This is a genomic window from Collinsella sp. AF23-4AC, from assembly GCF_003462685.1.
Classification (GTDB): Bacteria; Actinomycetota; Coriobacteriia; order Coriobacteriales; family Coriobacteriaceae; genus Collinsella.
Window position 1 is genome coordinate 1 of record NZ_QRVE01000013.1, and the last position, 13,464, is coordinate 13,464.

10 protein-coding genes are annotated in these 13,464 nt (G+C 62.1%); 6 read left to right on the forward strand and 4 right to left on the reverse strand.

What is annotated here, in order from left to right:
- Positions 1–219: 219 nt before the first annotated feature.
- Positions 220–2,520 carry an LTA synthase family protein gene (locus DWY05_RS07205; RefSeq protein ID WP_117821211.1) on the reverse strand — a complete coding sequence of 767 codons (2,301 nt, stop codon included), beginning with the start codon at positions 2,518–2,520 and terminating at the stop codon, positions 220–222.
- Positions 2,521–2,733: 213 nt separating this feature from the next.
- Between DWY05_RS07205 and DWY05_RS07210 the strand changes: the two genes are divergently transcribed.
- From DWY05_RS07210 to DWY05_RS07230, 5 genes are all read left to right on the forward strand, one after another.
- Positions 2,734–3,582, forward strand: coding sequence for a nitroreductase family protein (locus tag DWY05_RS07210; protein WP_117821210.1), 849 nt, complete (start codon positions 2,734–2,736; stop codon positions 3,580–3,582).
- A gap of 159 nt (positions 3,583–3,741) precedes the next feature.
- Positions 3,742–5,769: a KUP/HAK/KT family potassium transporter gene (locus DWY05_RS07215; protein WP_117821209.1), complete on the forward strand. Its 2,028-nt coding sequence runs from the start codon at positions 3,742–3,744 to the stop codon at positions 5,767–5,769.
- A 60-nt stretch (positions 5,770–5,829) separates the two neighbouring features.
- Positions 5,830–6,000: a hypothetical protein gene (locus DWY05_RS09950; protein ID WP_158558714.1), complete on the forward strand. Its 171-nt coding sequence runs from the start codon at positions 5,830–5,832 to the stop codon at positions 5,998–6,000.
- 113 nt (positions 6,001–6,113) lie between these two features.
- Positions 6,114–7,739 carry an ATP-binding protein gene (locus tag DWY05_RS07225; RefSeq protein ID WP_117821207.1) on the forward strand — a complete coding sequence of 542 codons (1,626 nt, stop codon included), beginning with the start codon at positions 6,114–6,116 and terminating at the stop codon, positions 7,737–7,739.
- A gap of 4 nt (positions 7,740–7,743) precedes the next feature.
- Positions 7,744–8,457, forward strand: a complete 714-nt coding sequence (locus tag DWY05_RS07230; RefSeq protein ID WP_117648427.1) for a response regulator — start codon at positions 7,744–7,746, stop codon at positions 8,455–8,457.
- A gap of 94 nt (positions 8,458–8,551) precedes the next feature.
- On the opposite strand, the gene rlmKL is transcribed toward DWY05_RS07230, so the two are convergent.
- Positions 8,552–11,119 carry a bifunctional 23S rRNA (guanine(2069)-N(7))-methyltransferase RlmK/23S rRNA (guanine(2445)-N(2))-methyltransferase RlmL gene (rlmKL, locus tag DWY05_RS07235; RefSeq protein WP_117821206.1) on the reverse strand — a complete coding sequence of 856 codons (2,568 nt, stop codon included), beginning with the start codon at positions 11,117–11,119 and terminating at the stop codon, positions 8,552–8,554.
- Positions 11,120–11,370: 251 nt separating this feature from the next.
- On the opposite strand from rlmKL, the gene DWY05_RS09955 reads away from it, so the two are divergent.
- Positions 11,371–11,520 (forward strand): hypothetical protein, encoded by a 150-nt coding sequence (locus DWY05_RS09955; RefSeq protein WP_158558713.1) that lies wholly within the window; start codon positions 11,371–11,373, stop codon positions 11,518–11,520.
- Between the two features lie 52 nt (positions 11,521–11,572).
- Here DWY05_RS09955 and DWY05_RS07240 read toward each other — a convergent pair whose 3' ends face one another.
- On the reverse strand, positions 11,573–12,400 hold the full coding sequence (locus DWY05_RS07240) for an HAD hydrolase family protein (RefSeq protein ID WP_158558712.1): 828 nt from the start codon (positions 12,398–12,400) through the stop codon (positions 11,573–11,575).
- Positions 12,401–12,449: 49 nt separating this feature from the next.
- Positions 12,450–13,313 carry a MurR/RpiR family transcriptional regulator gene (locus DWY05_RS07245; RefSeq protein ID WP_117635579.1) on the reverse strand — a complete coding sequence of 288 codons (864 nt, stop codon included), beginning with the start codon at positions 13,311–13,313 and terminating at the stop codon, positions 12,450–12,452.
- Positions 13,314–13,464 lie beyond the last annotated feature (151 nt).

Below are 13,464 nucleotides of genomic sequence, written 5' to 3' on the forward strand. Positions count from 1 at the left end.
GGCCGTGTTCCGCTATGCGGTTGTCAATTTGCGAAAGAAATTATGCGTCACCAACAACAAGGCGTCTGTCCGGGCAGAGGCATATAAGGTTCATCGCGAGTTCCGCACGCAAAGGAGGCCACTTAATGTGGCCTCCGTCTTGCGCAGGACTGTCTGAGCAGGGAACCTTATATGCCTCCGCCCGGACAGACGTTTCAGTTATGAACTCGTAGCTAGTCGCTACTTGATCTTGGTCGTACCCGGCGCCAGGTTGGGGTCGGTTTCGTTGGCCTCGGTCTGGAAGTGCTCGGTGTACACGTTCTTGCCGTCGCGGAACATCTCGTAGTACTGCATCTTCGCGTAATCCTCGCGCGCCTTGGTGGCGGCTGCTGCGGCGGCGTCGTCACCGGTGACGTTGGAGGAGAGCGCCCAGCGCAGGCTGGCGTCCTCGTAGCCCACGGAGTTGATAGCGGGCAGCGACTCGCGCAGCGTCATGTGCGCCTTCTGATAGTCGGTCAGCGGTGCGCCGATCAGCTGCATCAGCTGCGTGGACAGGTAGTTGGTGGACAGGTCGTCGACCTCGCTTGTCTGGTCGCAGCCGGCAACGTCGTAGTTAGCCCAGATGATGTAGTCGGTCTGCCACAAGCGCTCCTGGTGCGTGGCGTCGTCCTCGCCGGTAAACCACTTGTCGTTGAACTTGGACGGGAAGAACGGCTGGTGGTCGCCCCAGAACACCACGACCACCTTGCGGTCGAGCTTACTCAAGGCGTTGAGGAAGTAACGCAGCGCCTGGTCGGACTGCTCAATGCACGAGACGTACTCGTCGACATCGGACAGTGTGCCGTCCTCGATGGTCTTGGCATCCAGATCGGTCGTGTCGATGTTCAGGTGCATCTGCTTGTCGACCGGCAGCAGACCCGTATCGTAGCCCGAGTGGTTCTGCATGGTCACGTCGAAGATGAACTGCGGATCGGCGTTCTGGTCGAGCAGCTCCAGAATCTTGTCGTAGGTAGCCTGGTCGGTCACCATGCCGCGCAGGGTGTCGGCTCCCTGGAAGTCGTTGATGGACAGGAACTGGTCAAAGCCAAAGTCCTTGTAGACGTTCTCGCGGTTCCAGTTGGTCGCGTGGTTGGGGTGCATGGCCGTGGTGGAATATCCGAGCGACTTGAACTGCTCTGCCAGGTTCCCAGTCGTTTCCATGTTGTAGATGGTGTAGGGGTACACGCCCGAGCCCAGGTTGGCCATGGAGTTGCCGGTCATAAACTCAAACTCGGTATTGGCGGTACCGCCGCCGTAGGCGCTCACATAGAGCTTGCCGCGGCTGAGGCAGTTGGACAGGTTCTTAAAGTACTGCGGGCCCTCGTAGCCGGCGCGCATGTCCTGGTAGATGGACAGGTCCGAGAAGGTCTCGTTCATGATGGCGATAACCGTGGGCTTCTCGCTGTCGAACTGCTCCTTTGCGGCGGTGCGCTCGTCGCTCTTGGCCGCGTCGGACTTGTCGTAGGCCTTGGCGTACTTTTTGAGCGTGGCCTTGGCATCGTCGACGGAGTAGTCGGCGGGTTTGGGCGGCTTAATGGACTGTGCTGCACTAATAAAGGCGGGCAGGTAGCCCTCGCGCCAGTAGCTCTCGAGCGGGCGCCAGGTGTAGACGGTGATGCCGAGGGTGTTGTAGTAGTCGATGAGCGTGACATGCGCGGTCACGCCACCCAGGCACAGCACCGCCACGAGCAGGTTGGTGAGCAGCATGCGCTTGGCGTTGGCGGCACCCTTCTGACGGTGCGGTGCCACCAAGCCGGCGTACTCGCACAGCAGCATGGCGATGGCGGTAAAGCCCATGGACAGCACGCAGAACAGCGAGATCGAGAAGGTGTAGCCGTTGCCGGCGACCGCGGCGGCGGTGGAGATGGCCGAAAGGTCGCCCGGCTGGATCGGCATGGATTTAAACGTGATAACGAAGAACTCGGCAATGCCCAGGACAAAGAGGGCAAAGGCCAGGACCGCGGGAGCTGCGCCGTGGCGCTGGAACAGGAAGAACAGGCCGGTCATGAGCGTGGTGATGATGGCCCACTCGAGCAGGATGCACAGGGGGTAGACCCAGGTAAAGTCGTGGTTGGACGAGACCTCCATGCCCAGCAGCGCAAAGACGCCGGCGAGCAGCAGGCACAGCACGGCGGCAACGAGCGGTTTGCCCACAAAGGCGCCGCGCAGGCGGGCGAGCTTGCCCGTGGGGGCGGGAGCGTCGGCCGAGGCGAACGCAAAGATGCGCGGGGCGATGCGGTCGCGGGCGATGCTGGCCCAAGCGCAGCCGGTGAGGATGGCGTTGGTCAGGATGAGCATCACAAAGGCGAGCGGCTCGTTTTGGGCGACGAGGCCAATGGCGCCCCAAATGGTCAAAAAGAGCTGGAACAGGCCGAAGGCGACGCTCCACCCAAGAGCGCTTTTGGCAACGGTGCCCGACTGAGCGCGAATGGCCTTGGCCTCGCGCAAAACAAGGTAGACGGTCGCCGCAAGACCGACGAGCGAGATGGCGGCAGCGAACATGCTGAGACTCCTCACAAACTAAAACGTACGAAAACGGGGGTTTACCCGATTGTTACCAAGATATGCGCTGCAATTGGTGGCTGCGCACAACAACCAGCCATATTAACGCGCACGTGTGGCGGTGTGGCGCAATGTAGCGGCGACCTGCGCGATAATGGACGGGAATTACACGGAAACGTAAAGGCTTCTTAAAGAATTAGCGAGGATGAGGCGATGAACGAGCAGGTTTGCACCAAGGCTGTGGATACGTGTGGCTATCCGGTCGAGACGACGGGCAATGCGGTGCTGGACACGTTGGAGCACCGTTCCTCCACGCGTGCCTTCGCGCGTGATGACGATGACCGTCCCGTGGCGGTGACCGACGAGCAGCGTGCGGCGATTTTGCATGCGGCGAGTCGCGCACCGTCGGCGGGCGCCATGATGATGTATTCCATCATCAGTATTCGCGAGCAGGCTACGCTCGATCGCTTGGCCGACCTGTGCGACCATCAGCCTATGATTGCCAAGGCGCCCTGGGCACTTATATTTGTGGTCGACTATGCCAAGTGGATTGATCTGTTTAAGCATGTGGGCTGCTTTGAGCCCGAGTTTGTCGAGCGTACGGGCAAGTCGCCCCGTCGTGCGCCGAGTCTGGGCGACTTCGCCATCGCGGCACAGGACGCCGTGATCGCCGCGCAAAATGCCGTGGTCGCCGCCGAGGCTCTGGGGCTGGGGAGCTGCTATATCGGCGACATCGTCGAGAACGCTGAGGAAGTTGCCGCGCTGCTCGATCTGCCGTCCTATACCATGCCGCTGTCGATGCTTATTATCGGCACGCCTCGCAAGGAGCGCCCGGCCATTGCGCATCCCGTGGTGAACCTGGTGCACGAGGAGCGCTATCGCCGCGCCGATACCGCGACCATGGATGCGCAGGTGGCCGAGATGGACGCGATGTTTCGCCCGCACGCTCGCGAGATGGGCGAGCGCGTGGTGGATATCTACACCCGCAAACACACCAGTCCCTTTATGGCCGAGATGAGCCGCTCCATGGAGTGGTGGTTCAAAAACTGGCTCGGAAAATGACGAATGTGACAAGGGAATAGTCCCTTTGCCTCATTCCATATCGCCGTGGTGGCCTAAAGGCCGTATAAATGTTTATCTAGCTGGGAAAACGGTGCCATTCAAACATGGGCCGATTACCTATAATCCCTTCGAACATTAAAGTTGGGAGGAAACCGGCTTATGGAACAAAAGGCCAAGGAGGCAGCCTCGCACGCTGCGATTCCTGTGAGCATCTCGGCGATGCTCGTCACGCTGGGCGTGGTGTACGGCGATATCGGCACCAGCCCTATGTATGTAACCAAGGCGCTCGTTGCCGGCAACGGCGGCATCGGAAGCGTCACGGAGGAGTTCGTGCTCGGCGCGCTCTCCCTTGTCGTGTGGACGGTCACGCTGCTGACCACCATCAAGTATGTGCTCATCTCACTGCGCGCCGATAACCATGGCGAGGGCGGCATCTTTGCCCTGTACAGCCTGGTCAAGCGTTGCGGCAAGTGGCTTATCATCCCCGCCATGCTGGGTGGGGCGGCGCTCCTCGCCGACGGCATCCTGACGCCGGCCGTTACCGTTACCACGGCCATCGAGGGCCTGCGCACCATCCCGGCGGTCCATGCCGTGCTGGGCGATGACCAGGGTCGCGTCGTCGCCATTACGCTCGCCATCATCATCGTGCTCTTCTTGGTGCAGCGCATCGGTACGGCCAAGATCGGTCACGCCTTTGGCCCCATCATGACGCTGTGGTTCCTGTTCCTGGGCGGTACGGGTCTGTTCTTTGTCTTCCAGCACCCCGCCGTGCTGCTGTGCCTCAACCCGGTGCGCGGCATCGCCTTTTTGCTGAGCCCCAACAACCACGCGGGCATCATGATCCTGGGCAGCTGCTTCCTCGCCACCACCGGTGCCGAGGCGCTCTACTCCGACATGGGCCACGTCGGCCGCGGCAACATCTACGCTACCTGGCCGTTCGTTAAGTGCTGCCTGCTGCTTTCCTATATGGGCCAGGGCGCTTGGCTTATGAACAACGCTGCCAACCCCGAGCTCATGGGCATTGCCGATCTCAACCCGTTCTACCAGATGCTCGCCCCGGGCCTGCGCCCGTTTGCCGTAGGCCTTTCCACCGTCGCGGCCATCATTGCCTCGCAGGCGCTCATCACCGGCGCATTCTCGCTGGTGTCCGAGGCCAGCCGTCTGGACCTCATGCCGCACATGCAGGTCTTCTACCCTGCCGAGACCAAAGGCCAGCTCTACATCCCCATGGTCAACAACGTCATGCTCGTGGGCTGCGTCATCGTGGTGCTGCTGTTCCAGAACTCGGCACACATGGAGGCCGCTTACGGCCTTGCCATTACGCTGACTATGATGTGCACCACGCTGCTGCTCTTCTTCTACCTGCACGAGGAGCGCAAGCTCAAGGTTGCTCCGTGGATCTTCGCGGCCTTCTTCCTTTTGCTCGAAGGCTTCTTCTTCGTGAGCTCGCTCACCAAGTTCTTCCACGGCGGCTACTTCACCATCCTCATGGCTGCACTCATCATGGGCATTATGGTGTGCTGGTACAACGGCACGGCGGTCGAGCAGCGCCAGTTTACGCTGCTGCCGCTGCGCAGCTACCTGCCGCAGCTCAAGCGCCTGCGCGATGACGATCGCTACGAGCGCATGAGCGACAACATCGTGTACCTGACCAAGGACACCCATACCGATTACATCGACCGTGATATCGTCTACTCGATCTTGGACAAGCATCCCAAGCGTGCTCGCGCCTGGTGGTTCGTGAACGTCGAGACCATGGACGAGCCGCATACCTTTGCCTATTCGGTCGAGACGTTCGGCACCGACTACGTGTTCCGCGTGCATCTGTACCTGGGCTACAAGATTAACCAGCGCGTCAATGCCTACCTGCGTCAGGTCGTTCAGGACCTGGCTGCCACCGGCGAGCTGCCGGCGCAGACGCATGACTACTCGGTCTACAAGGATCCGGGCAACATCGGTACGTTCAAGTTCGTCCTGATCCGTAAGCTTCTGGCGCCCGAAAGCGATGTGGAGCCGAGCGAGCGTACGGCCATCACGCTCAAGTACATCATTCGTCGCGCCGCCGGCACGCCTGCACGCTGGTACGGCCTGGAGAACTCCAACGTGAGCTTTGAGTACGTGCCGCTGTTCACCAAGTTCAAGGCCGTGAACAAGATGCAACGCCTGGCTCCCAACGAGCGGCCGTAGACGTCGGCGGCTACACGGAGTTGGTTTTTGATGGATAAGCATGAGGCCGGGGAGGTAAACATGGATGCAAGGACGCTTGACGTCCGCGAGGCGGGTATCGACGCCGCCGAAGATCGGTTCTTCACGAATCGGGCCAACATGGACATGGCCGATCGCGTGATTTCGGTCGTGGCGCTGGTGTTTGTCGCGGCGTGCGTGTGCGCACTGCTCGCGCACGTGCTGTTTGTCTAACGACCGCAGGCTGCAAAGGCTATACACTTGGAACCACCACAAGGGGAAACCACCACAAAGGTGCTTGTCCCCTTTGTGGTGGTTTTTGTTTTTGAGAGAGGGGCGGGGCGCTGATGGACGTCCATGCGGACGGCGATATTGCCGAGAACTTTTGGTGGCGGCGCACGACGCTGACGCGTCGCAGCCCTCTGTATGACGCCTGCGTATCGGCGGGGCTGCTGGTCGCGGCGACGATTGTGGGCGCGCTGCTCGACCATCCGGGTCTCGCGCCGAGCATCATGATCGTCTATGTGTTCGCCGTTCAGCTGTGCGCGTTCTTTACCTGGAGTCGCCTGTATTGCTTGCTGAGCTCGGCTGCCGCCGTGGCGCTCTACAACTTCTTGTTTGTCGACCCGCGCTACTCGCTGTCGCTTGTCGACCGCGTCTATCCCGGCATGTTCTTCATCATGTTCGTGGTCTCGCTTGTGTCGAGCTCGATTGCGTTGGCCCTGCGCCGCGCCTTGGCGCAGGCTGCCGCCAGCGACCGTCGCACGCATATGGTGCTCGAGACTAACCGCATGCTGCAGCGGTGCGCCGACCAGCAGCAAATTATCCATGCCATGGCAACGCAGCTGGCGCGTCTTTCGGGCTGTCCGGTCGTGTGGTACAGCGCCGACGCCGACGATGATGACCTGCTGCCGCGTGCGACATACACGGCCGTGGGCGATGCCGCGCCGGTGCACGAGCTGGCGCCGCAGATGCCGCCGCGGCTCTCGGCGTCCGCCTATGTGGGAACGCCGCTCGATGCCACCTATGGCGGCTCGGCGTTTTATGGCATCTACCTGACGGTCCGTACGGGTGACGGCTTCGTGCGCTCGGGCGACCCCGCCTCGGTGGTGGGCGTGCTGGCTATCGTTGCCGAGCCCGACGTGCTGACGCACGAGGAGCGGACACTTGCCGATGCCATCGTGAGCGAAGGCGAGCTGGCACTCGATCGCGCCCGCGCCATGGAGGCCCGCGAGGAGGCGGCGGTGCTCGCCAAAAACGAGCAGCTGCGCGCCAACCTGCTGCGCTCCATCTCGCACGACCTGCGCACGCCGCTCACCAGTATTTCGGGCAATGCCGATGTGCTGCTCGACCAGGGCTCGACCGGCACCGCCGTGCTCGATAGCCAGACGCGCCGCGGCATGCTTCTGTCCATTCGCTCGGATGCGCAATGGCTCAACGCCACCGTCGAGAACCTGCTCGCCATCACCAAGCTCGAGGGCGGCGGTATGCGCCTGTCGACCACGCTCGAGCTCATGGACGATATCGTTGAGGAGGCGCTGCGCCACGTGAACCCTGCCGTGCGCGAGCACGACCTTAAGGTGGTGGCGTGCGATGAGCCGGCGCTCGTCAACGTCGATGCGCGCCTGATGGTGCAGCTGGTGGTCAATCTGGTGAACAACGCCATCACCTATACGCCCGCAGGCTCGCATATCATGATTTCGATTAGCGTCGACGATGGACGCGTGGCGTGCTCGGTGGCCGATGATGGTCCGGGCATCGCACCCGAGGACCGCGAGCGGATCTTTGAGTCGTTCTATACCGCCAACCATGGTCTGGCCGACAGCCATCGCAGCGTGGGCCTGGGTCTTTCGCTCTGCCGCTCCATTGCGCTGGCACATGGCGGTAGCATAGAGGTTGCCGCGGCGGATCTGCACGGCTCAGTCTTTACGATTGAACTTCCCGCCGCCGACGTTTCGTTTGATAAGGAGTAGCGCTGTGCCGAACTCTGCCGTGAAACCGCTCATCTTGGTCGTTGAGGACGACCCCGCCGTTCGCAATCTTATCGTTGCCGCGCTCGAGGCGCACGGCTTGCGCCATATGGCCGTGGAGACCGCCCATGCCGCCATCGCCGCTGCCTCGTCGCAGGCGCCGAGCATCGTGCTGCTCGATCTGGGCCTGCCCGATATGGACGGCGTCAAGGTGGTGGAGTCGGTGCGCGCATGGTCGGGCATGCCGATCATTGTGGTCTCGGCGCGCAGCGAGGATGCGGACAAGATTCGCGCACTCGATGCCGGTGCTGACGACTACCTGACCAAGCCGTTTTCGGTCGAGGAGCTGCTCGCGCGCATTCGCACGACGCTCAGGCGCCTTTCGTATGCGCAAACGGGCGGTGTTGCCTCCGAGGGCTCGTTCGATACCGGTGAGCTGCATATCGACTTTGATGCCGGCATTGCCACGATGGATGGCGAGGAACTGCATCTGACGCCGATCGAGTACAAGCTCCTGTGCCTGCTGGCGCATAACGCCGACAAGGTGCTGACGCACCAGTTTATCCTGCACGAGATTTGGGGCACGGCAACCAAGAGCGACCTGGCGAGCCTGCGTGTCTTTATGGGCACGCTACGCAAGAAGATCGAGTCCGATCCCGCGCATCCGCGCTATATCCAAACGCATGTGGGTATCGGTTACCGATTGGTCACCCAAGGCTAGATCGTCAACCACCATCCCAATATGAGTTGCGGTGAAATACGGTCTAAATTTGCCTAATTCCAGGCAAAACAGTCCGTATTCCACCGCAACTTTGTTATTTGCCCTTGGGCTTGCTGGCGTAGAACTTCTTCTTTTTAGGTTTGCCGGCGGGGGAGGGCTTGCCGGCAAAGTTGGGCTTGCCATGGTCGGCCTGCGCGTGCGTGGGTACTGCCGCACGGGGCTTGCGGGCGTCGGGGTTGCGCAGTTCCTCGGTTCGCTCGGCAATCTCCTCGGCACTAAAGCCGACCTCGGCCATGGCGTCCTCGATAGGCAGACGGCGCACGATATAGCAATGGTGCACCTTCTGGTTGCGCGCGAAGTCCTCGGGGATGGTCTGTGCTGTAATGTCCTCCAGCACGACGCCCGCGCGCGCGAGCTTGCGCGTTTCGGGGCGAAAGCCGCGCAGGTTGCAGCTAAAGATGGCGTGGCCGCCCTGTGCGAGCAGGCGCGATACGCCGGCCAAAAGCTCAACATGGTCGCGCTGAACATCCCAGGTGCGGCGGCCCATCTTGGACGAGTTCGAAAACGTGGGCGGATCGACAAAGATCAGGTCCCAGCGGTTGCGCGTCTGGCGCTGGTCGCGAATCCAGGCGAGCACGTCGTCGCGCACAAAGTGGTGTTGCGATCCCACAAAGCCGTTCTGGCGCATGTTGCGCTCGGCCCAGTCCAGGTAGGTGTTGGAGAGGTCGACCGTCACGGTTTCCTCGACGCCGCCGTCGGCCGCATAGCAGGTAGCGGTGCCGGTGTAGGCGAACAGGTTGAGGAAGCGGCGTGCCTGCTTGGCGTGCTCGCGCACCAGATCGCGCGTGACGCGGTGGTCCAAGAAGATGCCCACGTCCAGGTAGTCGTCAAAGTTGACGGCAAAGGTAAGACCGCCTTCCTCGATGAGCGGCAGGCGACGGCGCGCGATGTTGGCGCGCTCGCCCGAGCCGCCCTTGCCGGCGCCCTGCTTGCCGTACTGCGAGCCGCCGCGCGAACGCATGCGTGCCTTGGCGTGCACGTGCTCGGCCGGAACATCCAGGATGCGCGGCGCGATGGCCAAGATATCGAGCATGCGGGCCTGGGCCAGCGCCGGGTCGATGGTCTTGGGTGCGGCGTACTCGGCGATGACGAGCCAACGGCCCGGCGTCTGCGGGCAGCCCTCGTACAGGTCGATGGCGGCGGAGTAGTCGGGCAGGTCGGCATCGTAGACGCGGTAGCAGCTCACGCCCTCGCGCTTTGCCCACTTGCGACGCAGGCGGGCGTTTTTGCGCAGGCGGTTGGCGAACTGCTCGGACTCGGGAATGAGCACGGGCAGCGGCTTGCCGTCGCCCAGGTCGAGCGTGGCGGCAGGTTCGGGCATGGCAGAAGCGGTGGCTTTGTCGTTGACGTCGTTGGCATTCGCAACCTCGGCCTCGGCATCCGCACTGGTCGCAGCCTCAAATGCTGCGGCGGCGTGGTCGAGAGAGGGCCAGACTTCGATGGTCGCCTCCTCGTTGTTGGGCATGACGGCGATCGAGCACTCGGGCTCGGCGTGGAGCGCGCGGGCCAGCAATCCGTCGCGGGTGAGCGCGGCGACCGGTGCGGCGGCAAGCTCGGGCGCGCGGCGCAGCTCGCCGACCAGCGTCATGGCGTCGTGCATGAGCGAAAGCGGCGTCTCGGTGGTGTCCGCGACCACGGCGGCGCCGGCGACAGCGCCCGCATGGTCCAGCACGGTGGCGGGCTTGGCGGCGCAAAAAACGACAAAGCGCTTGTAGCCGGCACACTTGACCATGCGCTCGGCGGTCTTGCGGGCGGCGGGGTCGATGTCCACGGCCACGATGCGCACCTGCCGCTCGCGCGCTGCCGCCTCGCGCTCGCGCGCCTCGGCACGCAGCTGCTCCCACAGGGCGGCGTCGTGCAGCTGCCAGCCCTCAAAGCCCCAGTGCTCGCGGGCGGCGCCCGGAGCGCGGTCGGTTAGGATATTCACGGCCTCTAGCAGCAGACCGCCGCCGGCGCATGAGGCGTCGACCAGCGTGGGCAGAGCCTCGTTCTCGTAATCGTCGGCCGTCAGCTCGCGCTCGCATAGCGCGGTCCAGCCGACCTGCGAAAGCACCAGGGCGGCGTAGTCGGGGCGCAGCACGTGCGTACCCTCGCCGGCGCGGGTCGCGGCAGGCGGCAGGCGTTTGAATAACGGATCGCCCGAAAGGTCCAGGCTTATGCTCGCACGGCGCTGACGCAGCGAAAGCAGCAGGTGAACGTCGGGATCGGCGGCATCGACATCGGCGCGACGGCCCGTGACCTCGGCCAGGCGGTCGCACAGTGCGTCCTTGGCGCGCAAAGCCGAGAAGCGCGTGTTGCGCAGCTGCTCGGTCACGCCGCGGGCGGTAATGGCGATGGTGGCGCCGGGACGGATGATGGTCTCCCAGGCGATGTCGTAAACGCCGTCGTACAACTCATCGGCATCCTGCGCCTCAAAGCGCCCAAGCACCACAAACACGCGGCTGGCCAGGCGCGACCACAGACAGGCGCGGTAGCCTTCTTCGAGCTCGCCCTCAAACGTAGCGCGGCCCTTCAGGCGGCGGACATGCGAAAGCCCGAGGCGTTTAAGCTCATCGGCGAGTGCGGACTCAAAGCCCTCGGGGCAGCTTGCGTAAAATTCCATGGGTGACCTCTCTGGTTGCGTCGCTCCATTATATGATGGATGCTTCGTTTGCCATCGCCCTCGAAAGGAACCCATATGATTGATGCGTGCTCCTTGATTCCCATTTTCATTGCAACAGCCTCAGGACTCGGGGCCTCGCACAGGCTCCCGCCGCCTTACAGAACTGAAAGCTGGGCGTAGGACAAATCCATGGCACGTGACCTGCGATTGCTCGGCCATAGATGGCGTAATCGAGGCTAAGGGAGGGCATCATGCGCAAGGGAAACGAGAGCTGGTTCTGGCACGCGAACGACATGGTGGTGGCGGGCGACATGAACCCCGTGGTCCGCGTCCTGTGGGCCGCGCTCATCGTAGGCATCGGCGTCGCGACGATGGCCACGCTCTGGATCGTCACGAGGTAGCGCGCCACGAACGGATGACGAGGCACGCGGCGCATGCCACGCTGGCGGAACCCTAGCCTCGCTGCTGGACAATCTGTTCGATGAGCTTCGCGACGGAGTCCTCGGCTGCGTTCCCGATCAGGTGATGGGCCGCGGCCTTCGCCTCTGGCATCGCGCCCGCGACTGCGTAGGAGTTCGGCACCTTATCGAGGAGCGTCACGTCGTTTTCCGAGTCTCCGATAAAAGCGACCTCGTCCAGCGTGACCCCAAGGCTGCCGAGAAGCGCGTCGAGTCCGTTTACCTTGCTCCAGCCAGCCGGAACAACATCGAGGAAGAATGGGACGGGCGAGGGGAAATCAAGTTCTGGGCAGGCTTCCTTGCATCGACTCCGAACGACTTCCGTCGGGGCGGAGCTGACGTTGACGAAGATGCCGGCGGTTATGACGTCACGGTTCGTGGGCACGTCTCCGAGCGCCATGTCTCTTCCGGAGTCCTTAACGACGTCCAAGGCGAATTCGTCGCCAGGCTCGACGGCGCAGAGGAACTGCTCGCAGCGCTTGCCTGTCTCATCGACATCGGCGACTAGCCAGAGTGACGTCCCCGCGTAGGGGCGTACAGCGCTATCGAGCTTGACGAGTGCCTCCGTCGAGAGCGTCTTTTTGAACACGAGTTCGCCGCTGGAGAAGACCTTCTTTCCGTTGGCCATGATGCCGGTCGAGAAACAGCGCGCGTCGCCGTCAAAGGCATCGGCCAGGTCGGCGTAGTCGCGCCCGCTTGCGGGGCCGAACGCGATGCCCGCATCGAGCGCCGAAAGAATCGCGCTGTGCGTGCGCTCCGATACGACCCTTGAGCCAAACGGCAACAGGGTCCCATCCATGTCTGCGAGGATGAGCTTTATCAAGGGGTCCTCCCGTTTCGGTCTGGGCATCGGTGCGCCGGCGTGCGTCGTCCTAGCTGTATTGCTTGTCTCCCATGAGATTCTTCGAGATGATCCTGTTAAACTCTACCGGGTCATCCCAGCAAGAGGTCAGGAAGAGGAACAGCAGCTCGATGACGAAGTTGATCGAGCTGTGCGAGAAGGCGATCTCGGTTCCGGTGATGGCCTGATCTCGCGAGATGGCTCGGATGATATGCGTGGCACGCTTCGCGAGCGGCGTATCCGGGTTGTCTGTGATCATGATGATGGGGGTGTTCGAATCCTCGGCAGAGTCGAATATGTTGACGAGGCGCTTCGAGTATCCGGACGTCGAAATGACGAGCAGAACGTCATTCTCCTTGAGGCTGGTTGCGACGGAGACCATGGCTTCGGTGGTACTGGGGCAAAACGCTCTGACTCCAACCTGCGAGAGCTTGAACGCCGCGTTTACGCCCATGTTAATCGAGTTGCCGACGCCCGCGATCAGGACGAGGTTGGCGTTGTGGAGCAGATTGACGACTGCCGAAAAGTCATCGGAGTCAATGAGCGAGGCGGTTTGGGAGAGCTCCTTGACCTTGTGAGACAGGACGTACTTGATGGAGCCCTCGACGTCGTCCAGAGTAATCCTGCCGTCCGTGGCCTTTTCTTCGCCGGATGCCCTGCTGATGGATATGCCGAGCGCCAGACGCATGTCCGAATAGGTTCGGTAGTCAAGCGTCCTTGCGAATCTCGAAACAGACGCCGGTGACGTACCGGTTTCTGCGGCGAGTTCGCGGACGGTCATCGTTGCGACATCCGACGGGTGGTCGAGCACATACGTTGCGATTGCCTTCTCCGAGGGGGATAGGCTGCTCATGACCGCGCAGATGTGGCTGAGCACATCCCCTGTCTTATCCATGGTTACTCCTTGGTCCTAGCTTGCTTTGTATCTTAGGTCAAGAGAGGTGAAAAGTAAGCAAAATGTTTCATCAGCGGTGAAATAGCGTTTCACCGCTGATTTCCTACCGTTCACGGTAAATCGGTACTTCCTCGGCGCAATCTCAGCTTGA

Coding starts and splice junctions, on each gene's coding strand:
- DWY05_RS09950 (WP_158558714.1), top strand. CDS start 5,830: ATGGATGCAAGGACGCTTGACGTCCGCGAGGCGGGTATCGACGCCGCC.
- DWY05_RS09955 (WP_158558713.1), top strand. CDS start 11,371: ATGCGCAAGGGAAACGAGAGCTGGTTCTGGCACGCGAACGACATGGTG.
- DWY05_RS07215 (WP_117821209.1), top strand. CDS start 3,742: ATGGAACAAAAGGCCAAGGAGGCAGCCTCGCACGCTGCGATTCCTGTG.
- DWY05_RS07205 (WP_117821211.1), bottom strand. CDS start 2,520: ATGTTCGCTGCCGCCATCTCGCTCGTCGGTCTTGCGGCGACCGTCTAC.
- rlmKL (WP_117821206.1), bottom strand. CDS start 11,119: ATGGAATTTTACGCAAGCTGCCCCGAGGGCTTTGAGTCCGCACTCGCC.
- DWY05_RS07225 (WP_117821207.1), top strand. CDS start 6,114: ATGGACGTCCATGCGGACGGCGATATTGCCGAGAACTTTTGGTGGCGG.
- DWY05_RS07210 (WP_117821210.1), top strand. CDS start 2,734: ATGAACGAGCAGGTTTGCACCAAGGCTGTGGATACGTGTGGCTATCCG.
- DWY05_RS07245 (WP_117635579.1), bottom strand. CDS start 13,313: ATGGATAAGACAGGGGATGTGCTCAGCCACATCTGCGCGGTCATGAGC.